The organism is Blautia sp. RTP21359st1_E11_RTP21359_211015 (assembly GCF_040910705.1).
Classification (GTDB): Bacteria; Bacillota; Clostridia; order Lachnospirales; family Lachnospiraceae; genus Blautia_A; species Blautia_A fusiformis.
The window spans coordinates 1-21,915 of the sequence record NZ_JBDGAB010000036.1; the positions used below are offsets into that span (position 1 = coordinate 1).

General features: G+C 45.3%; 26 protein-coding genes and 1 tRNA gene. 7 read left to right on the top strand and 20 right to left on the bottom strand.

From position 1 onward, the window contains the following. Positions 1-63 precede the first annotated feature (63 nt). The 12 genes from AB5026_RS12455 to AB5026_RS12510 all read right to left on the bottom strand — a co-directional run bounded on the left by AB5026_RS12455 (position 64) and on the right by AB5026_RS12510 (position 9,538). Positions 64-495, bottom strand: coding sequence for a TadE family protein (locus AB5026_RS12455; protein WP_021652838.1), 432 nt, complete (start codon positions 493-495; stop codon positions 64-66). Then, the gene (locus tag AB5026_RS12460) at positions 492-908 is read right to left on the bottom strand and encodes a hypothetical protein (protein WP_173741077.1); all 417 of its coding nucleotides are present in this window, start codon (positions 906-908) and stop codon (positions 492-494) included. Before AB5026_RS12460 ends, AB5026_RS12455 begins: the two co-directional genes overlap by 4 nt. A gap of 11 nt (positions 909-919) precedes the next feature. Continuing rightward, positions 920-1,696, bottom strand: coding sequence for a hypothetical protein (locus AB5026_RS12465; RefSeq protein ID WP_173741078.1), 777 nt, complete (start codon positions 1,694-1,696; stop codon positions 920-922). Positions 1,697-1,714: 18 nt separating this feature from the next. Next, the gene (locus tag AB5026_RS12470; protein WP_303015640.1) at positions 1,715-3,208 is read right to left on the bottom strand and encodes a DUF5702 domain-containing protein; all 1,494 of its coding nucleotides are present in this window, start codon (positions 3,206-3,208) and stop codon (positions 1,715-1,717) included. Between the two features lie 59 nt (positions 3,209-3,267). Further along, on the bottom strand, positions 3,268-3,438 hold the full coding sequence (locus AB5026_RS12475) for a Flp1 family type IVb pilin (RefSeq protein WP_044962312.1): 171 nt from the start codon (positions 3,436-3,438) through the stop codon (positions 3,268-3,270). A gap of 44 nt (positions 3,439-3,482) precedes the next feature. Beyond that, entirely contained in the window at positions 3,483-4,508 is a 1,026-nt protein-coding gene (locus AB5026_RS12480; RefSeq protein WP_021652833.1) for a type II secretion system F family protein, read from the bottom strand. 9 nt (positions 4,509-4,517) lie between these two features. Then, a complete protein-coding gene (locus AB5026_RS12485; protein ID WP_303015643.1) occupies positions 4,518-5,300 on the bottom strand; it encodes a type II secretion system F family protein in 783 nt (260 codons plus the stop codon). Beyond that, positions 5,297-6,487 carry a CpaF family protein gene (locus AB5026_RS12490; RefSeq protein WP_092071684.1) on the bottom strand — a complete coding sequence of 397 codons (1,191 nt, stop codon included), beginning with the start codon at positions 6,485-6,487 and terminating at the stop codon, positions 5,297-5,299. The genes AB5026_RS12485 and AB5026_RS12490 overlap by 4 nt, the downstream gene beginning before the upstream one ends. Beyond that, complete coding sequence (locus AB5026_RS12495; RefSeq protein ID WP_303015645.1) at positions 6,484-7,497, bottom strand: hypothetical protein; 1,014 nt, start codon at positions 7,495-7,497, stop codon at positions 6,484-6,486. Before AB5026_RS12495 ends, AB5026_RS12490 begins: the two co-directional genes overlap by 4 nt. Continuing rightward, the gene (locus AB5026_RS12500) at positions 7,494-8,006 is read right to left on the bottom strand and encodes a prepilin peptidase (RefSeq protein WP_021652829.1); all 513 of its coding nucleotides are present in this window, start codon (positions 8,004-8,006) and stop codon (positions 7,494-7,496) included. The genes AB5026_RS12495 and AB5026_RS12500 overlap by 4 nt, the downstream gene beginning before the upstream one ends. A gap of 226 nt (positions 8,007-8,232) precedes the next feature. Further along, on the bottom strand, positions 8,233-9,387 hold the full coding sequence (gene nagA, locus AB5026_RS12505) for an N-acetylglucosamine-6-phosphate deacetylase (RefSeq protein WP_044962282.1): 1,155 nt from the start codon (positions 9,385-9,387) through the stop codon (positions 8,233-8,235). Positions 9,388-9,466: 79 nt separating this feature from the next. Continuing rightward, positions 9,467-9,538 (bottom strand) — tRNA-Glu (locus AB5026_RS12510). Positions 9,539-9,809: 271 nt separating this feature from the next. Between AB5026_RS12510 and AB5026_RS12515 the strand changes: the two genes are divergently transcribed. The 4 genes from AB5026_RS12515 (at position 9,810) to AB5026_RS12530 (ending at position 12,723) form a co-directional block, all read left to right on the top strand. Then, positions 9,810-10,436 carry an SGNH/GDSL hydrolase family protein gene (locus AB5026_RS12515; protein ID WP_021652827.1) on the top strand — a complete coding sequence of 209 codons (627 nt, stop codon included), beginning with the start codon at positions 9,810-9,812 and terminating at the stop codon, positions 10,434-10,436. Between the two features lie 4 nt (positions 10,437-10,440). Continuing rightward, positions 10,441-11,205: a GNAT family N-acetyltransferase gene (locus AB5026_RS12520; RefSeq protein WP_368213413.1), complete on the top strand. Its 765-nt coding sequence runs from the start codon at positions 10,441-10,443 to the stop codon at positions 11,203-11,205. A gap of 127 nt (positions 11,206-11,332) precedes the next feature. Next, entirely contained in the window at positions 11,333-11,533 is a 201-nt protein-coding gene (locus AB5026_RS12525; RefSeq protein ID WP_021652824.1) for a hypothetical protein, read from the top strand. A gap of 26 nt (positions 11,534-11,559) precedes the next feature. Beyond that, entirely contained in the window at positions 11,560-12,723 is a 1,164-nt protein-coding gene (locus AB5026_RS12530) for a hypothetical protein (protein WP_303015650.1), read from the top strand. Here the strand turns inward: AB5026_RS12530 and AB5026_RS12535 are convergent. Further along, on the bottom strand, positions 12,693-13,583 hold the full coding sequence (locus AB5026_RS12535; protein ID WP_303015652.1) for an amidohydrolase family protein: 891 nt from the start codon (positions 13,581-13,583) through the stop codon (positions 12,693-12,695). The two genes, AB5026_RS12530 and AB5026_RS12535, sit on opposite strands and share 31 nt — an antisense overlap. A gap of 5 nt (positions 13,584-13,588) precedes the next feature. Next, on the bottom strand, positions 13,589-14,749 hold the full coding sequence (locus AB5026_RS12540; RefSeq protein WP_021652821.1) for an alanyl-tRNA editing protein: 1,161 nt from the start codon (positions 14,747-14,749) through the stop codon (positions 13,589-13,591). A 141-nt stretch (positions 14,750-14,890) separates the two neighbouring features. Here AB5026_RS12540 and AB5026_RS12545 point away from each other — a divergent pair, with 141 nt between their 5' ends. Genes AB5026_RS12545 through AB5026_RS12555 form a run of 3 tightly spaced genes read left to right on the top strand, consistent with a single transcriptional unit; the run spans position 14,891 to position 16,610 of the window. Further along, complete coding sequence (locus tag AB5026_RS12545; RefSeq protein WP_110102749.1) at positions 14,891-15,424, top strand: RNA polymerase sigma factor; 534 nt, start codon at positions 14,891-14,893, stop codon at positions 15,422-15,424. Then, positions 15,425-15,919 carry a hypothetical protein gene (locus AB5026_RS12550; RefSeq protein ID WP_110102748.1) on the top strand — a complete coding sequence of 165 codons (495 nt, stop codon included), beginning with the start codon at positions 15,425-15,427 and terminating at the stop codon, positions 15,917-15,919. It abuts the gene before it with no gap. A gap of 4 nt (positions 15,920-15,923) precedes the next feature. Beyond that, positions 15,924-16,610: a hypothetical protein gene (locus AB5026_RS12555; protein ID WP_237972008.1), complete on the top strand. Its 687-nt coding sequence runs from the start codon at positions 15,924-15,926 to the stop codon at positions 16,608-16,610. Positions 16,611-16,670: 60 nt separating this feature from the next. On the opposite strand, the gene atpC is transcribed toward AB5026_RS12555, so the two are convergent. From atpC to atpF, 6 genes are read right to left on the bottom strand one after another with little or no spacing between them, the layout of a single operon-like run. Next, entirely contained in the window at positions 16,671-17,078 is a 408-nt protein-coding gene (gene atpC, locus AB5026_RS12560) for an ATP synthase F1 subunit epsilon (RefSeq protein WP_015525582.1), read from the bottom strand. 9 nt (positions 17,079-17,087) lie between these two features. Further along, positions 17,088-18,485, bottom strand: a complete 1,398-nt coding sequence (gene atpD / locus AB5026_RS12565; RefSeq protein ID WP_015525581.1) for a F0F1 ATP synthase subunit beta — start codon at positions 18,483-18,485, stop codon at positions 17,088-17,090. A 5-nt stretch (positions 18,486-18,490) separates the two neighbouring features. Then, positions 18,491-19,381: an ATP synthase F1 subunit gamma gene (gene atpG / locus AB5026_RS12570; RefSeq protein ID WP_022427144.1), complete on the bottom strand. Its 891-nt coding sequence runs from the start codon at positions 19,379-19,381 to the stop codon at positions 18,491-18,493. 8 nt (positions 19,382-19,389) lie between these two features. Beyond that, positions 19,390-20,898 carry a F0F1 ATP synthase subunit alpha gene (gene atpA, locus AB5026_RS12575; RefSeq protein ID WP_021652816.1) on the bottom strand — a complete coding sequence of 503 codons (1,509 nt, stop codon included), beginning with the start codon at positions 20,896-20,898 and terminating at the stop codon, positions 19,390-19,392. A 7-nt stretch (positions 20,899-20,905) separates the two neighbouring features. Then, entirely contained in the window at positions 20,906-21,409 is a 504-nt protein-coding gene (gene atpH / locus AB5026_RS12580; RefSeq protein WP_015525579.1) for an ATP synthase F1 subunit delta, read from the bottom strand. Continuing rightward, entirely contained in the window at positions 21,390-21,890 is a 501-nt protein-coding gene (atpF, locus tag AB5026_RS12585; protein ID WP_022427145.1) for a F0F1 ATP synthase subunit B, read from the bottom strand. The genes atpH and atpF overlap by 20 nt, the downstream gene beginning before the upstream one ends. Between the last annotated feature and the right edge of the window lie 25 nt (positions 21,891-21,915).

Consider the following 21,915-nt stretch of genomic DNA (forward strand, 5'->3'; position numbering starts at 1 on the left):
CTCTCATCTCCTGTCAGGATCAGATAATTATGATTCATATCTCTTTTATATTCCGTTCTCATTTTATGGCGTCACCTCTCCCAGCATATCCACAGTTCCTTTTACCTTGCGGATCCATCCCACAGGCCGCAGAGGCTTTGCCTTACCACTGACTTCCAGCTTCCATTTCTGCCCCAGGAACCCGGCAGGTACTTCCAATCTGTAAGTTACTTTCACAGTTTTTCCTGCATTTGTCTGCATGCTCAGATTCTCTCCTCCCGGCAGCCCGATATCTCCCAGCATTCTTCCCTGTATATCCGCCTTTTCATATATGTTCCCTTTCTTTTTATATCCTTCCATACTGCCGCTGACTGCTGCCTCATAAGCTGCCGCAGTAAGATATGCTCTGTCATGTACAAAAAAATCCAGATACAGCACTCCGATCAGTATCATAAGCACCAGAGGCATGAGCAATGCAGCTTCTATGGTAAAGCTCCCCTTTTTTATTTTTCTCACAAAAATATCCCTCCCAAATATCCGATCAACAGAAACGGTACAAAAGGAATTTCCTCACTTCGACTCTTTTTTAGCATAAGATACTCAATGCCTGAGTAGATTCCGCACAACAATAATGCACCACAGAGGATTCCTGCCAGTTCTCCGGCTTCCAGCACAGAGCCCATTGTCAGTATCAGCAATCCGTCTCCAAATCCGACCATTCCTCCACTGATCAAAGCGATCAAAATTATAAATACTCCGATTCCCATGGAAATAATCCCTGCCGGCCAGAGAAGCCCCTGCCTGATCCGCCACAGGATCCCGCCTGCCAGAAATATAAAAAGCACCGGTAAACAGATTTCTTTTTTTCGGATATCTGTCCAGGTATTAATTACAAGAAGTACAGTCATGCAAATTTTTACACTGCTCATGATCTCTCCCTTCAGCCACATCGTCCGCAGGCACTCATTTCACCGGAAACCTCTGTTTCTTTCACCATCCGTACAGATCGTTTCAATGCGCTGCAGCTTTCCCTGTTATGAAAACGGTTACTCTTTTTTGTGATATATACCACTCCGGCCGGTTCCTGCCCACGACTGCACAGCTCACAGGCCTGATACTTTTCTCCATATGCATTTTTTAAAGCTTTAACCGAAGAGCCTGATATCTGCTGAACAGACAGATTCAGATAACTGCACCCCAGTTTTCTGTGATACACACTTCCTGATTCTGTCACATACACCATAGGCTGGCTCTCCACTGTATCCTTTCCATTTTCGTATACCACACCATTCCATGTATGGACCTTTATCGTATTGTGAAACCATATTTTAGGAAGCGGGATCAGACCGCCTATGGGCTGATAGGAATATACGTCCGGCAATGTGATCGTTTCTGTACCTGAACCGCCGGCACCATACGCATACATACCTGCTTCCTTTGCTTTCTGGCACAAGCCGGTCAGATGCTCCGTCTGTACCTTATAAATATCCATAAAAGAAAGCAGCGTGAGCACTCCGAAAAAAAACAGCGGCAAAGCCATCGCAGTCTCCAGGGTGAGACTTGCTTTTTTCAGAAAGGTGCACAGGGATACTTTTCCAGAAAGCGTTTTCCGGCTTATCGGGGAAAGCAGGAAAAAAGCTCTTCGAGAGCGCCTTTCTCTTTTTTGATCCAGTCTGTTTATCTGATTTTTATCTTCTTTTTCTTTCTGAAAAAGCATCCCTGTACACCTCTCTTTCTATTCATACATATACTGACGCGTAACTGTAAATATTTTCCGTCTGTTTGCTTTTACATCTGCAGATGCTTCCAGGGCAGTGATGCAGTGGTCCATCTGAAAACCCGGTCTTTTTCCCTTTTCACGTACAGAGCACTCGATCATGTCCATTCCTCTCAGAACTTTATCCTGTTTTCCTTTCGCCATAAGCAGAATCTGAAGATAATCCTCATAAGACATTCCATTCCCTGCATCCTTTCTTGAAGAATCCAGTTTATCCAGGATATTGGGCAGATTACTCAAAGACAGTTGCCAGTCTGAGGAGTTTTTTATAAGAGGTACATGTCCTCCTGCAAAAAGTTCCCGGACATCCAGAATACTCTCCGCAAATGCCCAGCAAAAGATCAGTGCCGCTTCGATCACTGCTGCCGCCGGTGGGATCAGAAAACCTGATGCAATCGCCAGCGCCAGTGTTTCGACCTGTATCCGTTTTCCACCATCTGAAAGCAGATACGCCATGTTAACCCCCTGACGGATCACCAGAAGTTTTCCTGCCACGGACTTCAGATTTTCCCGATCACTGTTCTTCCCTCCAAGAATATATTCCACCTGATAATTCAACCCCGCCGCTGCCGGTCTTCGATAATTTCCCAGTTTCTTTAGCAGATACTGTCCAAACAATATTCCGGACGTATACGAATTATCGGATCGTATATCCGTATCCAACATTAGTCCTGTCTGGAGCTTTCTTCCGGATGTAAGGCTTTTTCTGTCTGTAACCGCATCCGATATTCCCCGTTCGGATGATACTACCAGATCAAGAAGTCCCATTTTACGGACTCTTCTGATGATCGGAATAGGATTTTCCACGCTTTCATCAACACCGCCGGTAAAATCATCCCCATTTCCTGCATCCGAAAAATCTCCCTGTTTTTTTTGTTGTTCCTGTTCTTTTTTTGCTTCTTCGCTCTTCTGCGCAGCGTCCGTAATAGCAGAATCATAGGAATCCAACGTTCCTTTATTTTCTGCCTGTTCTCCTTTTTTCTCTGCATCCTCTGTCTTCTTTTCCTGATCCTTCAGTTTTCCGAGAAGAGTCTGTACCCCCTGGCTTCCCAGAGTTTCACGCATATACTGAACAGCCTGCTGGTAAAAAATCTCGCCTTTTCCGTCGCTCAGAAGCTGATAACCATTGAATCCGCCCTGGAGAAGCTCCAGTTTCTGACTGTTCTGTTTCAATACAGGTTTCATATAAGTCTGAAAATCATCATATACAGAAGCCATATCCAGTTCTTCTTTTCCACCTGCATACAGTGCAAACAGCTCATAATCTTCCAAAAGCGTTCGGTCATACTGTCCAAATAAGGAATATAAGCCAATATCCATACTGTTAAGTATCTGTGTCCTGGCAGCTGCCATGCGTACAGATTCAATGCTGGCACACACAAGAGAAAGAACCAGGCTCAAGATCAGAGCCAGAAAGATCGTAATGCTGCCTTTTTTCACATTTCCTGCCAAGGGGTACCTCTCCTTTCCAAAACGGAAATATCAGCAGATATCACCGTTTTTTCTCATTTTCAGATCGTGTTGCTTTGTTTTGTGATTTTTGTAAGGATTTTTTTAACAAGTGCTGTAAGCTGTTCCTTAAAGATGATGACCAGACTGATCAGAACCACCAGAATCAGGATGATCTCCACAACACCCACCGCATCCTCTTCCATCGCAAATTCTTTTACATACTTCCACATATTTTCATTTGTCACCTCACATTTCCTTTCTCTGTTCTCCAGTCCTACCCTCCGTAAAAGGAAAGGCATGCCGGCAGCATGATCACCGCCATCACCACCAGGAGCATCAAAACCATCGGAAGAAGCAGTTTTGTTGCTGCTGTATCTCCCAGCACTCTTGCTTTTCTTTTTCGCTCCTCCCAGGCTTCCACGGATTCCTTTTCCAGCAGATCGGCCAGATACCTGCTTCCTTTCTGGAGGTTCTGAATCAATAGTGTTGACAGAGTTTTATACTTTACCTGTCCGCACCGTTCTCCAAATCTCCGGTAAGCCTCTGCTTCGGAAATCCCACTGTCCATCTCATAACAGGCTACTCGGATTTCTTCGTAAGCCTCACGTTTTTTACCATCTTCTCTCTTTCCGTAATCCAGTGCTATTTTCTGGAATGCTTTTCTGGCAGTTAAGCCTGCCTGCACCAGAAGGGTAAATTTCATGATCAATCCTGGATAATCCATCAGCATCTGTTCTCTTCTTTTTATCTGAGCATTCTGTTCTTCCCGTTTTTTTGCAATGACAGCTGCTGCCGCTGCTGCCAGACCAAGAGCTGAAAGCAGGTTTCCTGTTTTGTCTTTTGGCTGCTCCCATTCAAGATGTTTTCCATTCCATTCATCTGGAAGATAATAGTACTGCGGATCGTTTTTTTTCTGATTATATTGTACGATCATGTCCTGCAGCTCTTTCTCGCGCTGCTGTTCTTCGCTAAGTTCTGTTTCCGGTTCTTCTTCGGATCCTTCTGTTTCTTTTTCCGGCACCTGCACATACAGGGAACCGGCTTCTTCTCCGTCTACAGATACTTTGAATTTCTCTTCATAAGCACCTGTCTCCTCTTTTTCCATACGGTATCCGGATGAATAAACCTTATCTCCGCCACTTTGAAATGTCAGGAGCATCCCGATGATATTTCCGGTAAGCGCTATCCGTATAAACAGTTTCTTTTCTTCCGGATTTCCGGCTTCCGGAGGCAGTCGCCCCATTTTTCCTGCCAGAAACACCCCAAGGATCACCATAAATATCAAAATATGTATCCACATTATCCTCACCTACACTTCTATGTCTACAATCTTCACACCCAGCCAGTAAGACAAGCCATAGATCACCATGCAAACTGTCATGGCACAGATTCCGAAAGGATTCCCATAAAGTACATCCAAAAATCCCGGCGAAGTCAGTTTCAGATAGCAGATGATACCGGCCGGCATGATACTCATAACCATCTGTTCCGATTTCTTTGCGGCCAGCGTTGCCTCGATCTCTTTTTTTACCTCGATCTTATCACTAAGCATTCTGGCTACTTTCTGGATCACCTGCGTCATATCCCCGCCTGTTCTTTTTGCTGTATAAAATACTGCTGCGAAATTTTCAATATCTTCCACTCCGCTGCGTTTTCCCAGATCCAGGAACAACTCTTCCACCGGAACACTCAGACGCAGCTGGCTTTCGATATACCGAAATTCATCCAGTATATCACTTCCCTTTTCATAAAGTCTCCCCAGATCCTTTACACTGGCACGCACCGCATTCTCCGCGGAATAGCCGGCCTGTACCGCCACATTCATGGCCGTCAGAGCATCCCGGAACTGGTAATTCAGCTCCCTCTGCTGCCGTGCAGTGCATTTTTTCCTCTGCATTTTCAGAAAAAGCACTGGTATTGGAAGCATAAACAGCAACACAGGAAGGCTCTGATAAAACAGATAGTCGGCTGCAGCGCATACGGCAGCTCCCTCCAGAAGATACTTTGCGGTCTCCCTCCCCGTAAAATGATACATCCTGTAATCTTTCCTCGTAGATCTCCATTTCTGATTCTTTCCTTTCCGCTCTTTCATAGTCTGATTCCTGCCCGTTTCATTTTTTCACAATGCAAAAGTTCTCCGGTTTTTACAAGTCCCTTTCCTTCTTCCCAGCGATACAGCGGCCTGGTCTGGATCTCTCCGTTTTCAAATCCACATACTTCTGTGATTTCCAACAGCTTTCTGCTTTTATCCCGCATACGCCCGAGATGTACCAGAATGTCTACCCCGGAAGCGATCTGCCTTCGGATTGCTTCCAGGGGAAGATCGATTCCCATCAATGTCATCGTTTCAATTCTGGAAAGCATATCCTGACTGCTGTTTGCATGAAGTGTTGAAAGGCTTCCATCATGTCCCGTATTCAGGCTCTGCAGCATATCCACTGCCTCTCCTCCACGGACTTCCCCTACAATTATCCTATCCGGTCTCATTCGAAGGGCTGACCGGATCAGATCTCGGATCGTTACTGACACCGCGCCCGCCATATTGGCCATTTTTGCCTCCAGACATACCAGGTTATCAATTCCCCGGATCTTAAGCTCCGCATTATCTTCAATGGTGATCAGGCGCTCATCTTTTGGAATATATTCTGTAACAGCTCCAAGGAATGTTGTTTTTCCACTGCCTGTACCTCCACCGATCACAATAGAATATCTTGCCTGAACAAGTTTTTTTAAAAACTGTGCACATTCTTCGGTGATGCTTCCAAAAGCGATCAGTTTTTCCATTGTGATAGGATCATCCGGAAAACGACGGATTGTCAGGATCGGACCATTCAGAGCAACCGGATAAACCACTGCATTCACACGTGCTCCGTTTTCCAGCCTTGCATCTACAATGGGCATGGACTCGTTGACAACCCGGTTACAGCGCCCTACGATCTGCTGGATCACATCCTCCAGCTTCTCTTCTGACGTGAAGACCTTATTCCATCTGGTCAGTTTTCCTCCACGTTCCACAAAAATATGATCCGGACCATTTACCATGATCTCCGTAACACTTTCATCATCGATCAGTTCCTGCAGAACATCCAGCTTGCGCACAGAACAGAACAGCTCCTGCCTGAGCTCTACTTTCTCCTTCAGTGAAAGAAACAGTTCCCTTGCCTGAGTTAATATCAGTTCATCGATCACCCCCAGGATCTCATCATCGGACAGCTCTCTGGAAACATCCAGCTGTTCCATGAGCAGATCATACATTTCCCGGAATTTTTCTCTGTTCATGACCGCTCCTTTCTCAAAAGTTCACGGATATAATCTCCCAGTTCACTCCAGACCAACTGTTCTACGTAAGCGTCAGAAGTGATCCTATCCATATGAAAGGGCAGATGCACCTTTTCTGTTTTTTCCAGGATCTTTTCTTTATTCCAGATACGCAGAAGATTTTCGAATTGTGTCACCTTACAGACAGAAAGTGTGTCATTCAAAACCGGCATATAGATTTTTCTGCACATTTCCAGAAGCCGGAAATCCTCATCTCCATTTTCTCCCATATCCAGGATCAGCACTTCATAGGAACTGTGAAGTACGATCTCCTGCAACAGCCGCTCCCAGTCTTCCCAGTCCACGGTCCGGACATCTGAAGGTGTTCTTACAGGCGGTATAAAATCCAGATTGTTTACTGTCTGGATCATTCCGTTCATTCTATGGATCAGGTTTTCATTTCCTTGGCGAACATAATAAAACAGATCACTCAGATTAGCCGGAAATTTTTTCCCAAGAAGTTCCTCAAAACCAGAATAGGATTCCAGATTCAGATAAAGAACGGCACGTTCTTTCGCCAGTATCTGTCCCAGCGCAAGTGCAAAGGATGTCTTCAGACACCTGCCAAGAGGAGAAAAAACACCGATGATCTCCATTGTCTTTTTCAACACAGGAAAAGTTACCGGATCAAGAGACTTCTCTTCTCCATAGCAGGCCATCACCTCCCTTATCACATCTGAGGAAGATTGATATTTATACACACTTGAATACTGATCCAGTTCCGGAGGATGCACACCCTCTGAAAGAATGATGATCTTTCCGATACCAAGGTCACGGACTTCTTTTCGCATTGCTTTATCGGAAATCAGCAGCAACTCAATATGATTTTCTTTTCCGTAGGCAATGAGACTTTCCGCCGTGGTAAATGCCTGGATCTCAAACGGAAGATTCTTTTTCTGGTTCAGATAATCCATAAAATTGAAAGCATAATCCACCTCCAGATCACAGACCGCAAATATGTTTTTCTTCAATACACACCTCCTGCATAAAGCACCGCACTCAAAAATATGGGTACCGTAAAATGAAAGTTCTCCGGAAAGCTCATCCCCTTTCTGTAATAAGGACGTATCTCACCGGTACAGTAAAACTCATTCATATACTGATATAAATAAAGGAATCGTCGGCGGATACCGCCTGTAGAAATAAGAATTGCCAGAGAAATGCCTGCACCTGCAAGCAGAGAATAAACAATACATTCCATAACTGTCCGCGGCCCCATGATCCCGCCAAGTGCGCACAGAAGCTTGATATCTCCGGCGCCGATCATATGGAATATAAAAAGGATTCCCAAAAGAAGCACCGGCACAGCCACTCCTGCCAGAAAGATCACTCCACCTTTCGGCCCGTTTTCTGTGATCTGGATCAGGAAACCGATCATAAAAGAAAAAAGGATCCATCCATTGTCTACAGATGCATCTTTAAGATCCATCCAGACTGCCATCGCAGATATCACCACGGATAATTCTCCATAAAGAAACATACACGCCCCCTTTCCTTCTTAAAATATATGTTTATTCAGTTATGATAAAAATGGGATTTCCCGCCTGACCTGGCGGTGATCGATACCAGAAGATCTCTGGTGAAATTAATTATAGAATTTCAGGAGCATTTTGTCCAGCATTTTCGTTCGACAAATTCTGACACAATTTTGCTGTCATCTGCTCCTGAAATTCTTTTTATTTTTTATCGTTTTATCTTCTATGAGCTTATCGGATCTTTACTCCGTCCTTGATCACTGCTTTCAGTTCCAGATCCTGATCCAGCAGTACCACATGAGCTTTTTTACCTGCTTCCAGAGATCCGTACTGTTCTTCCACACCAAGGCTTCTGGCCGGATTTATGGTCGCGCAGGCCACGGCTGTTTCCAGCGGAAGCTCCATCTTTTTAACAACTGTACGCATACAATCCATCAGATTTGTGGCAGATCCTGCGATCGCACCGTCAGATACCAGCGTGGCAAGTCTTCCCACAACCTTAACATCCAGTCCGCCCAGTGTATACTGACCATCCGGCATACCGGTAGCTCTCATACTGTCGCTGATCAGGATCATCCTGTCAGCTCCCATCATCTGAAAGGTAGCTCGAACAACAGACGGATGGATATGGATCCCGTCACAGATGATCTCTGCCATAACATCCTTATTATCAAAAACAGCACCTACGACACCTGGTGCACGATGCGTAAACGCAGGCATTGCGTTATACAGATGGACTGCATGGTTTGCTCCTGCTCTGCATGCTTCCATTGCTGTATCGTAATCTGCATTGGTATGTGCCAGAGAAACATTGACCCTTTCATGAACTTCCCGGATAAATTCTGCTGCATGCTCACTTTCTTCAGGTGCAATCCCTATAAATTTTACCAGACCTTCCGAGGCCTTTAAAAAACGGTCACAGATTTCCACATTACATGGCAGGATATTCCTCGCGTCCTGTGCTCCTTTTTTCGCCGGGCTGATAAAAGGCCCTTCCATATTGATCCCCAGAAAATCCGCCTTACGGCAGTCCTTTGTTTCTTTTTTATATTCTGCAGCTGTATGGAGGATCTGCTCCAGTTCCTCTACCGGTAAAGTCATGGTAGCCGGTGCAATCGCTGTAACTCCTACCGATGCCTCATATTCCGCGATCCTTCCGATCGCAGCCTTGTCTCCGTCGCAGAAATCATCTCCCTTGCATCCATGAAAATGCAGATCGATCAGTCCCGGAATGGCGTAGCAGCCTTTTCCGTCTAGAACATCCCCGTTAAGCTGCGGCGCATCCTTTTCTTCATAAACCTGTCGGATCTTATCCCCATCCAGGATAATCCCGCCTTTTACAAATGCTTTGTCCGGTGTAAAAACATACACATTATCAATGATCATAGTAAAACCTCCCAAAATCCCCATTTGTGATCATAAACAAAAAAGCAACCAGAAACATGTTCTGATTGCTTTCAGTTAATAGCCAGTACGGGAATCGAACCCGTGTTTCCGCCGTGAGAGGGCGGCGTCTTAGCCCCTTGACCAACTGGCCATATTCTTTTGTTTCTGTCGTTTGATTTCGTTTTTTGTTGTTTCCCTCAACCGACTTCGTTAGTATATAACACTTTCTTTCAAAATGCAAGTACTTTTTTTAATTTTTTAAAAAAATTTTCATGTTTTTCACGTTTATTCGTTTTTTACCCATTTTCCGGTATTTCGTACGCTTGACCACTGCTGGTGTAAGTGCTACTATCAAAGCACCAATACGAAAATAATCGACTGCGGATAATGATCCGCCCGGTATAACAGAAAGAAGGAATTGGATGACTCGCATTTTGTGTCTCGGAGACAGTATCACAGATTGCGGACGGCTTTTCTCCGCAGATCCTCTTGGAAAAGGATATGTGAAGCAGCTCTCCTGTCTGCTTCATAACACAGATCACCGATTTTCCATTGAAAACAGAGGTATTGATGGTTTCACCCTGGAACGGCTTCTTCAGAACACAGATTTCTGGTTGGAAAGCTCTGATCCGGATATTGTTACCGTCCTGATCGGGATCAATGATGTGGGGATCATGATGAACACCCGCCGTTCATCTGCACAACAGCAAGATCTGATGAACAAATTTGTCACCCGTTATGAGCTCCTTGCAAAAAAGCTATCCTGCACAAACTCCCGGAAACGAAAGCTCTATTTCCTGGAACCTTTTGTTTTTCCATGGCCACGCTGCTACGCTTCCTGGGCTCCCCTTCTTTCACAGATGTCCGTGCATATTAAAAAGATCAGTCAGGATCATGGCGCCGTTTTTCTCCCGCTGCAGAACGATCTGGATCAGGAAGCTGCACGGTCCGGGCCTGCATCAATAACTTCTGACGGTATCCATCTCACACCACAGGGGCATCAGATCCTGGCAGATAAACTTTATAAATTGATCATATCAGAAAGGTAATACTATGGAAACAACGATCAAAAAAATCGAAGATATGTCACTGAACGCATGGCCTTCCCATAAAATGGAACTTTATGACGGATGGATCTTACGTTTTTCTTATTTCTATACGCACAGGACCAACAGTGTGGAACAGTTCGGAACCTCCACACTTCCATGGCGCGAAAAAATCCCCTACTGCGAACAGGTCTATAAGCGTCTGGGAACTCCTGCGATCTTTAAGATCAGCCCCCTTGTATCCCCGGATTTTGACTATATGCTGGAAAACAGGGGCTATTCCATTCAGCACATAACAAATGTTATGACTGTAGACCTGGACAATGCCGTTCTGGATGCGCCTGTCACCGATGTGCTTTTTTCCAATGAAATTCCAGATTTCTGGATCCACAGCCTTTTTGACTTGAAAAGAACTACAAATCCGATCCATCGAAGCGTCGTTCCTTCCATGTACCGTGCCATTCTTAAGGAAACTGTCTGCGCTTCCATAACAAAAAACGGCGAGATCATTGCCACAGGTCTTGGAATCCTGGATCGCGACTACATCGGTATCTATGCCATTCATGTGCGTGAAGATTATCGCCGCAGAGGATATGCCCGTCAGATCTGTACCGGTCTTCTCAATGAGGGCAAAAAAAGAGGCGCCAGACACGCTTATCTTCAGGTGGTAAAAAACAATACTTCCGCAGAAAAGCTTTACAGCTCTCTTGGATTTCAGTATTCTTATACCTACTGGTTCCGTGTTCAGCCTGTAGGAACACGTTTTCAGTAAATGCATGGATTTTCCGTAAATCCCTGTAGAAATCAAAAAATCTTTTTGCTATAATACCCTTAATATGTATAAAATCTTTCCTGCCTTCATATACTGATCCTTATCAATCAATAAGGAGACTGATCCGATGAACGATCCGCAGGAAAAAAACACCCAAAATCCCTATCATATTTATTACGATAATTATCTGGATACCAATGCCTGTACTGAATGCACGGGTCTGATCAACCATGGAATCGACAGCCGTGAGCAATGGGATTCTTTCCGCCAGATCTTTGACTTTATACCGGCGTCGGAAACCCATGATCTTACAGATAAACAGGACTGACCGTTATCCCGGGTCGGAGGACACAAATGAAAAAACTGTCTGCTGCATGTATGATTCTCGGCCTTTCCCTTTTTGCGGGAGGCTGCAGCAATGATCAGATCGATGATCATATTATTTCTCTTCAGGATAAAATTTCAGACGTTACTGCTTCAGATTCCACAGAACAGGAAGATCAGGAGCCTTCCACGGAAGAACGTGTTTATATGGATGAGCTTACCGGCACACTGCTGGATTTTGACGGTACACACCTGACGATTTCCAGCAATGGAGAAACCTATGTATTTGATGTTTCCCAGACAAGGCTTGAATGCAAATACGGCGTTGTATCCAGTGATCAGGTCAGTGTGATCTACCAGGGACAGCTTTCCGGAACAGATATCAGCGCCATTTCCCCCATCAAAATAACCGACAAATATCATAATGAAACTCCTCTGGAGGACCGCACTTTAAAGGGCAAAGTGAAATCACTCACCTCCAATGCCCTTGTGATAGTTACAGAAAAGGGAAATACCGTAACCTTCCCTGTCACCGGTATCAGACAATACTACCAAAAAGGCATCAAGGCCGGCAAGTGGATCTATGTCCATTTTCGCGGTAAATTCATCAACGAAACACTCGTGGGTGACAAGCAGTATGACGGCAGTTTCACAAAAGTGATCAGTGTCTCCGATACGGATCCACTGAAAGTACCTGCAGCAACTCCTACGCCTTCCCCTGAACCGAAAAAAAAAGAGCAGCATCTCCGTGCAAAGATCGTAAATGTCAGCACCGGCACAATGACTGTCATTCCGCAGACCACAGGATCGGAACTGACTGTTTCACTTTCCTCGGTTCCTGTATATTTCAAAGGAGGAATGGCTCCGGGATCTTATGTAAACATTATCTATACCGGTAAATTTAATGGTGAATCCACCAGCGGCATGAAGATCCGTGGAATCACCGGGGAGGATCCGGACATACTTTCAGTACGCAACATTACTTCTACTGTAACCGGCACGATCCTGGGCACAACCGCCAATACCGTGCTGCTCCAGACATACGACGGCGTAAAGATCCTCTGCAGCCGTGAAAACGTTCCGAACCTTTCCTCAAGCGGAATGGAAGAAGGTGCCGATCTCCGGGTTACTTTCAACCCTGCGAAATCACGCACCTCCAATATTTATACCTGTATTAAATTCGAAGACCCGTGACGGAAGATGGTACGGATCCTTTTTTCTCCATCTTCCATCCAGCTTCGTACTGCCTGCGTATCACCCAGTATATCAAAAAAAACTCTGCTTTCATCCTGTACACCCTGGCCGTGAAGAACCTGATATGCACCGGCATCGCTTCCTACTGCCACATGAACCTTCTTTTCAAAAGCTTTCTTCAGATTCTGCTCGCCTGTCTTTATAATAGATGCAAGGATCGTATCTTCAAATCTGCCACAGCCTTTAAGATTCCGCACAGTTACAAGTGTCGGAACCCACACGCTTTCGCTGTCTGCCAGCATGGAAATCGTCTCATCATCCATATAGTTCCCATGCTCAATACTGTCAACACCAGCCTCCACTGCTGCCTGTACGCCATAGCATCCATTTGTATGGCTCATCACGGCAAATCCCTCTTCATGAGCAATATGTACCATTTCTTTCACATCCGTTGCTGAAAGCGGCGTTCCCGTAATTTTCCCGTGATCTGCAAAATCCAGAAGCCCTGTAGTCATGATCTTGATAAAATCCGCACCTTCAGCGGCAGCTTCCAGAACTCTTCTGTGATATTCCTTCATGTCTGAAAAGCTTTTTCCAACGATCTTCCCGTAATGACCCTCTTTATAAATGGCAAAAACCGGTGTGCGATAGTCAATTTCATATTCCGGGGCCAGTCTGGCAGCCCGTTTTGACACACCGTAATGATCTCCTCCGTCTCTCACAAAACGGATTCCTCTTTTCCGGTATTCCTCAAAATGAGCACGGATCAGTACATCCCGGGGCCCGTTTTTCTGTGTCTCAACGGCTTTCCGGTAATCATAGCCATTGAGAAATATATGTGCATGACATTCCCCAAACATTTTCATCACTGTTCAAAAAAGTTTCGGATCTCTTTCTCAGATGCCTGCACCGATCCCTGTACAAAGAACGGCTTTCCGCCTCCGCGTCCGTTTAATTTCGCATTCATCTCTTTTGTAAACTGACGGAGATCGCCATCTTTTTCGCCCATTGCATACTTGTAGCTTCCGTCTGCATTTCCGGAAAATACCGCACAGCAACCCTGGCAGGTCTGTGTCACGGCGTCTGCAAGCTTCCGCACACTGTCTGCATCCATTCCATCCATAAAAATGAGAACGCTTCCGCTTCCTGCATAACGCTCTGCCTCTTTCCGGCACATGTCGTCTACCAGCTGCCCAACCTGTCCTTTCAGTCGGAAATTCTCTTCCTGAAGGCGTTCCACTGCCTGCGCAGTCTTATCCATTTTTGCGGAAAGCTTTACAGAAATCTGGTGGTTCTGGTCATTGACCATGTTCAGATAATCCAGCACACGTTTTCCGCAGATCATCTCAATACGGACACCTTCACGAAATTTTTCCACGGAAAGAAGTTTCACCATTCCGATCTCTCCGGTATGTGTCACATGAGTTCCGCAGCATGCACAGATATCCACCCCTGGAAATTCTACGATTCGCACCTGACCGGTGAGTTCTTTTTTGCTTCGGTAGTCGATTTTTTCCAGTTCCTCCGCTGTAGGATATATGATCTTTATCTGCGTATCTTCCCATATCTTTTGGTTTGTTTTCCGCTCGATCTCAGCAAGCTGCGCCTCATCCAACGGGCCATTCAGATCTATGGTAATGGTATCGCTTCCCATATGAAAGCCTACATTATCGTATCCGTAAGCCTCGTGGATCAGTCCGCTCACCATATGCTCACCGGAATGCTGCTGCATCAGATCAAATCTTCTTGCCCAGTCGATGCGTCCCTGTACTTCTGTTCCGGCTTTCATCGGCTGATCTGTATAATGAAGAAGTTCTCCCTCCTTTTCATGCACTTCCTTTACTTTCACATCGTTGAGATATCCGGTATCGCTTGGCTGTCCGCCGCCCTCCGGGTAAAAAGCGCTCTCATCCAGAATGATATGAAAGCCTTTTTTTGCTTCTCTGCACTCCAGGACTTTGGCTGTAAATTCTTTTTTATATACATCTTCATAATATAAACGTTTCGTCTCTGTCATTTGTCTCATCCTTTCTGCATCTCTGCTTTGACGACTTATAGTATAGACCAAATTTTCTCTCCCCGCTATATAAAAGCGGCATTTATCCAATGATTTACATATTTTTCTATAAAAGCTGAAGGCTTTCCTTCAAGTTCCGCGTTATAATAAATGAAGCGGGAAGAGAAGGGAGCTGATTGCATTACACGGGAAGAATATCTGGAATATCTGATACATACATACCAAAACTTAATATTTTCCATTTGTCTGAAATCGGTGGGCAATCCCTTTGACGCCGAGGATCTGACACAGGATGTTTTTCTTTCCGCCTACAAAAATCTCTCCCGTTTTGATGGCACCTACGAAAAAGCCTGGCTCAGCAAGATCGCAGTCAGAAAATGTCTGGATCATCTGAAAGCAGCCGGCAGACGTACCATTCCCACAGAGGACACCTATTTTGAACAGCTCCATGATAAAGAGTTTTCCCCGGAGGAGGCATTTCTGGACAAAGATTTCAAGGATCGGATCCGGCATTTATGTTCAGCGCTGAAAAGCCCCTACAGGGAGGTTGCCCTTGAGCATTTCTGCGAAGAAAAAACCGCCGCAGAAATTGCAAAAGCGCAGAATAAAAATATCAAAACAGTCCAGACGCAGATCTACCGGTCCAGATCTATGCTGAAAGCACTGCTGGAAAGGAGTGATTAGATGCACATACCACAGGATGAATTACAGAAATTCCAGGACGGAACCATGAATACGGATGAAATGATCCATTTTCTGGAGCATATGGAGCAATGTGACTTCTGTCTGGATGAACTTCTTCAGAATGAGGATGCCGCTTCTGAGTATGCTCCATCCTATCTGCAGGATGAAATTCTAAAAAAAGCAGCTTCTCCGGAAGTTCAGGCTTCCAGAAAAATACATGAAACTGCTTATTGGATGAAGCTTCTCTGTGCAGGCTTACGGACTGCCGTAGGCATGGGTGTTGCGCTGATCATGCTTTTTTCTGTATCTCAGACAGATTTTACGGCTCTTCATCCTTCACCGGAAACAAAAGTTAAGATTTCTTCATCCCTTGGCATTGGTTCCGGCCTAAACCAGCTTTCCATGCAGGTAGGTTCCCAGCTCAGTGAACATTCTCAGAAGATCAGTAATAATCTGAACGATCTTACGAATAAAATTATAAACGGAGGCAAGTAAATTTATGAAAAAACAAAAACATGGTTTCTGGGTATTTATCTTTTCCCTGATCCCCGGTGCCGGGGAAATGTACATGGGATTTAAAAAACAGGGACTTAGCATTATGCTGCTGTTCTGGGGATCGATCGCACTGGCATCCATAACCGGTCTTGGATGGCTGGCCATGTTTCTCCCGGTGATATGGTTCTATAGTTTTTTTAATGTCCATAATCTGAAATCCCTGTCAGAAGAAGAATTCTACTCTGTAGAGGATAATTACATTCTTCACATGGATCAGTTTTCCGGTGATATGGGAAAATTCTTACAAAAACATCAGAGTGCAGCTGCATGGGTTCTGATCCTGTTTGGTATCTGCATCCTGTGGAGTCGTTTCACAAGTCTTCTGTACTTCATTATACCGAATAATATGGCCGACTATGTATACAATATCTGCAACAGCCTTCCGCAGATCGTCATTGCTGTAGGTATCATTGCTGCAGGTATTTATCTTCTTACTCAGCAGAAAAAGAAACTGAAACAGGAAACCGAAACAAAAGATGAACATTACTGGGAACCCTACCGTCCATATCAGCAGCTGACAGAAAAGCCTGTTCATACTTCTGATAACTCAGACAAAGATACAGCTTCTGAAGCTTCTTCTATTACTGATCCGGAAAATACCGAATCTAATCCTGCTTCATCCACAAAATAACAGAGAAAAAAAGATCCACTGCCAGTTTCCTGACAATGGATCTTTTTATATGATTTAAATTTACTGCTTATGTGTTACTTTAAGACGTGTCATCGCTCTCGCAAGTGCCATCTGGTTCATATGATACTCCTGGATGCTCTGTTTCTGACGAAGCTGCTCTTCTGCACGTTCCTTTGCTTCCTGAGCACGGCGGATATCAATCTCGTCCGGACTCTCTACGCTGAGGCAGAACAGCTTGGCACGGTTATTGATCATCTCAACAAATCCGCTGCTCACAGCAAACACATACTCATTACCGTCAGCATCCTCAAAACGCATCTCACCGGGAATGATGGCAGCTACAACATTCGCATGATGGGCAAGAAATCCCTGCTCACCATCCACTGCCGGGATAATAAGCTTCTGAGCACGTCCTGCATAAGCCAGTTTATTGCTGGCATATATTTCCAGGCCAAATGTCTCACTCATAGCTGCTCCTTACTGCCGGTTCTCCTCGGCTTTTGCTTTTGCAATTACATCATCAATGGTTCCAACATTAAAGAATGCGTTCTCCGGATAATCATCCATCTCGCCGTCAATGATCGCCTTAAATCCGCGGATCGTCTCTTTCAGAGGTACATATTTACCTTTGATACCGGTGAAGTTCTCAGCTACATGGAACGGCTGGGAAAGGAACTTCTGGATCTTTCTTGCACGGAATACTGTCTGCTTATCTTCCTCTGAGAGCTCCTCCATACCAAGAATAGCAATGATGTCCTGAAGTTCTTTATATTTCTGAAGGATCTCCTGTACTCTACGTGCAACCTCGTAATGTTCCTCACCAACAATATCTGCCTCCAGGATACGGGAAGTAGACTCAAGCGGATCTACGGCCGGATAAATACCCTGCTCAACGATCTTACGGGAAAGAACGGTTGTTGCATCCAGATGGGCAAATGTTGTTGCCGGAGCCGGGTCAGTTAAGTCATCGGCCGGTACATATACTGCCTGTACAGATGTAACAGAACCTTCCTTGGTAGATGCGATCCTCTCCTGAAGCTCACCCATCTCAGTTGCCAGTGTAGGCTGATATCCTACTGCGGACGGCATACGTCCAAGCAGAGCGGAAACCTCAGATCCTGCCTGTACAAAACGGAAGATATTATCAATGAAAAGAAGTACATCTCTGTGCTCCTGATCACGGAAATACTCTGCCATGGTAAGTCCTGTCTCAGCAACACGCATACGTGCTCCAGGCGGCTCGTTCATCTGTCCGAACACTAAGGCTGTCTTTTCAAGAACACCGGATTCCTTCATCTCTGTCCAAAGGTCATTACCCTCACGGGAACGCTCACCGACACCGGTGAAAATAGAATATCCACCATGCTCGGTAGCGATATTCTGGATCAGCTCCTGGATAAGGACTGTCTTACCAACACCGGCACCACCGAACAGACCGATCTTACCACCTTTTGCATATGGAGCAAGAAGATCGATAACCTTGATACCTGTTTCCAGGATCTCAACTGCCGGTTTCTGCTCCTCAAATGAAGGCGGATCACGATGGATGACCCAATGCTCTTCACCGTCCAGAGAATCACCGCCATCTACGGTATCTCCAAGAACGTTGAACAGACGACCAAGTGTTTTATCTCCAACCGGAACCTTGATACCGCTTCCGGTAGCTGTTACTTCTCTGTCTCGCTGCAGGCCCTCGCTGGCTCCCAGCATGATGCAGCGTACGATATTATTTCCAAGGTGCTGGGACACCTCCATAACGCATCTCTTACCGTTGTTCTCGACTTCAAGGGCATCCTTGATATCCGGAAGCTGTCCGTCTTCAAAAACAACGTCTACAACAGGTCCCATAACCTGTACGATCTTACCTTTATTCATAGTCATCACTTCCTTTTTTGTGCTTTAGCACCGCTGATAACCTCAGTGATCTCCTGGGTGATCGCAGCCTGACGTGCACGATTATACTGAATGGAAAGATCCTTCAGCATCGCCTTCGCACTATCTGTAGAGGACTGCATTGCTGTCATTCTCGCACTGTTCTCACTGGCATATGCCTCTACAAGACATCCATAGATCACACCTGTAAGGTAGTTGGGGATCATAGTATCCAGAAGCACATCTGCAGACGGAGATAACACGATCTCCTCCTGATAAATATCTGCCGGGATCTGACCCACCTTAAAATCAGCCTTTTTCAGCGGTAAAAGCTGCATATTCACATTTTCCATTGCCATCGCATTCAGCATCTGTGTATAGACAATGTGAATTTCATCCAGCTCTCTTTCAAGAAATGCCCGTACGATCTCTTCCGTGATAAGGCGTGCTCTGTGCATAGTCGGCTTCTGCACGGTATAATGAAAACCGCCGTCCATATCCACATCTCTCTTGCCGAAATACTGACGCCCTACCATACCAAGGACATACAGCTTGTGATGTCCCGGTACCTCTTCCATGAAATCTTCTGTCATTTTCTGTACATTATGATTGTATGCACCAGCCATACCTTTATCACCTGTAATGACAATGGTACCTACCTTTCTTTCATCCTTCGGAACAAGATGACGCTCACTGAAGAAAGGATGCTGGATGTCCGGCATATGACGGAGGATCCTGGCAATGGCAGCCTGCATATTATAGAAATATGGTTCCGTGTCCTGCAGGATCTTCTTGGCCTTCTGCATCTTGGAAGAAGAAATCATGTACATCGCATTGGTGATCTTCATGGTGTCCTGAATGCTTTTCATACGAGTCTGTATTTCTTTTGCATTTGCCATATCAACACCTACCTGCTCTTATCTCTGAATTCTTCTGCCGCCTTTACGATTTTCTCTACAAGCTCATCAGAGAGCTGCTTTGTAGTCTCGATCTCTTTGCCGATCTCAGGATATACATTATCAAAGTACTCCAGAAGATCCTTCTGATATTTCTTGATCTCTTTCTTTTCTACATCTACCATCAGCTTGTGAGTCGCAACGCAGAGAGTAATTACCTGCTGATGAAGACTTAACGGGCTGCAGAGCGGCTGTTTCAGAAGCTCCATCAGACAGCTTCCGTATTTCAGCTGTGCAGTTGTAGCCTCATCCAGATCTGAACTGAACTGGGTGAACACTTCCATCTCTCTGTACTGTGCCAGGTCGATACGTACACTACCGGAAGCTTTCTTCATAGCCTTGGTCTGTGCAGCACCACCAACACGGGATACGGAAAGACCAACATTGACTGCCGGACGCATACCTGAGAAGAACAGATCACTTTCCAGGAAGATCTGACCATCTGTGATGGAAATTACGTTTGTAGGAATGTATGCAGATACATCACCGGCCTGTGTCTCGATGATCGGAAGTGCCGTAATGGATCCGCCGCCTGCCTCTTCACTCAGACGGCTGGAACGCTCCAGAAGTCTGGAATGAAGATAGAATACGTCACCAGGATATGCCTCACGTCCCGGAGAACGCTCAAGCAGAAGTGACAATGCACGATATGCCACTGCATGCTTGGAAAGATCATCATATACGATCAGTACGTCTTTACCCTGATACATGAAATACTCTGCAAGAGCAGTACCAGCATAAGGAGCAATATACTGAAGCGGTGCACAGTCGCTGGCTGTTGCGGAGAATACGGTTGTATACTCCATTGCACCGTATTTTTCAAGATTGGAAACTACCTTTGCAACGGTAGAAGCTTTCTGTCCGATGGCAACATAGATACAGATCACATCCTTACCTTTCTGGTTGATGATCGTATCGGTTGCGATGGATGTTTTACCTGTCTGTCTGTCGCCGATGATCAGCTCTCGCTGTCCACGGCCGATCGGGAACATGGAATCAATGGAAAGAATTCCTGTTTCCAGAGGTACAGTTACAGACTTACGGTCGATGATTCCAGGAGCCGGGTTCTCGATCGGGCGGTATTCCTCTGCCTGGATCTCTCCCTTTCCATCAATAGGCTCACCAAGTGCGTTCACGATTCTTCCGATAAATTTATCCCCTACCGGAATACCTGCCTGCTTGCCAGTTCTGGCAACCTTGGTGCCTTCCTTGATTCCTGTATCCTTTCCGAAAAGAATACATCCCATGCTGTTGGCACGGACATCCTGTACCATACCTTTCAGACCATTCTCGAAGGTCACGACCTCACCGTACATGGCATGATCGATGCCATAAACAGTTGCGATACCATCTCCCACGGAGATGACAGTGCCTACTTCCTGGTCCTTGCTGATTTCGTCATAGTTCTTTATTTCTTCCTTGAGAATCGAAATGATTTCATCTGGATTTATTGCACCCAATTCAATTTCACCTCCGGGTTAATTTCTGTTTCAGTTTCTTATAACGTCCGATGAGGCTCCAGTCGTACTCACGATCTCCTGCCCTGAGAACAAATCCACCTACAAGGCTTTTATCCTCTGTAAGGGTAAGTTCCACTTCTCTGGCAGAAAACTGGCTACGGAGAAACTCCTTCATCTTATTTTCCTGCTCTTCGGCAGGACGTGTTACATAAAGAAGCTCTGCCTTGAGAATTCCTTTCTGTTCCCGGCTGTAAGCATCATAAGCTTCAAGGATCTCTCCGATTCTGTCAATCTTCTGATACTTACACGTTACTTTAAGAAAACTCTTCATTTCCTGCGGAAAAACCCGCTCTATTACCTGTTCTTTTTCTTTGAGGGAAACAAGTGGATTTTCAAGCATCTTACCTATCTCAGGTGTATTCTTAAAAATCCTTCCTGTTTCGCAGATTGCCTCCCCCGGGACAGAAAGACCGTATAATGCTTTTGCATAATTAATGGACGTCTCTGTCATGAGGATCACCTGCTCCTTCTAAAAACTGGTCATATAGGGACATATCCTGTGCTTCGTCGTTCTTTTTTCCCATGATTCTGGATGCTGCATCCATTGCCAGCTCAGCCACTTTGCCTTCCATCGCTTTCATAGCAGCTTCCTGCTCAGTGCTGATATCTCTTCTTGCTTTCTCAAGAATCTGACCAGCCTGATCATTAGCTCTCTTCACGATGCTGTCTGCCTGTACTTTTGCCTCGTCCTTAGCCTGCTCTACAATACTGAAGGATTCCTCCTTCGCAGATTTCAGTGCATCCTCATACTGTCCTTTCAGCTGGTTTGCTTCAGTGGTTGTCTTCTCTGCTGAAGCAAACTGCTCATCGATCATAGCTTTTCTCTTCTCCATAACACCAATGATCGGGCCGAAAAGGAACTTCTTCATTAAAAGATAAAGAACGATCAGGTTTATAATAGTAAAGACAAGGTTGATATCAATTTTAATCACCTGGTCCACCTGCCTCTCTTAATCC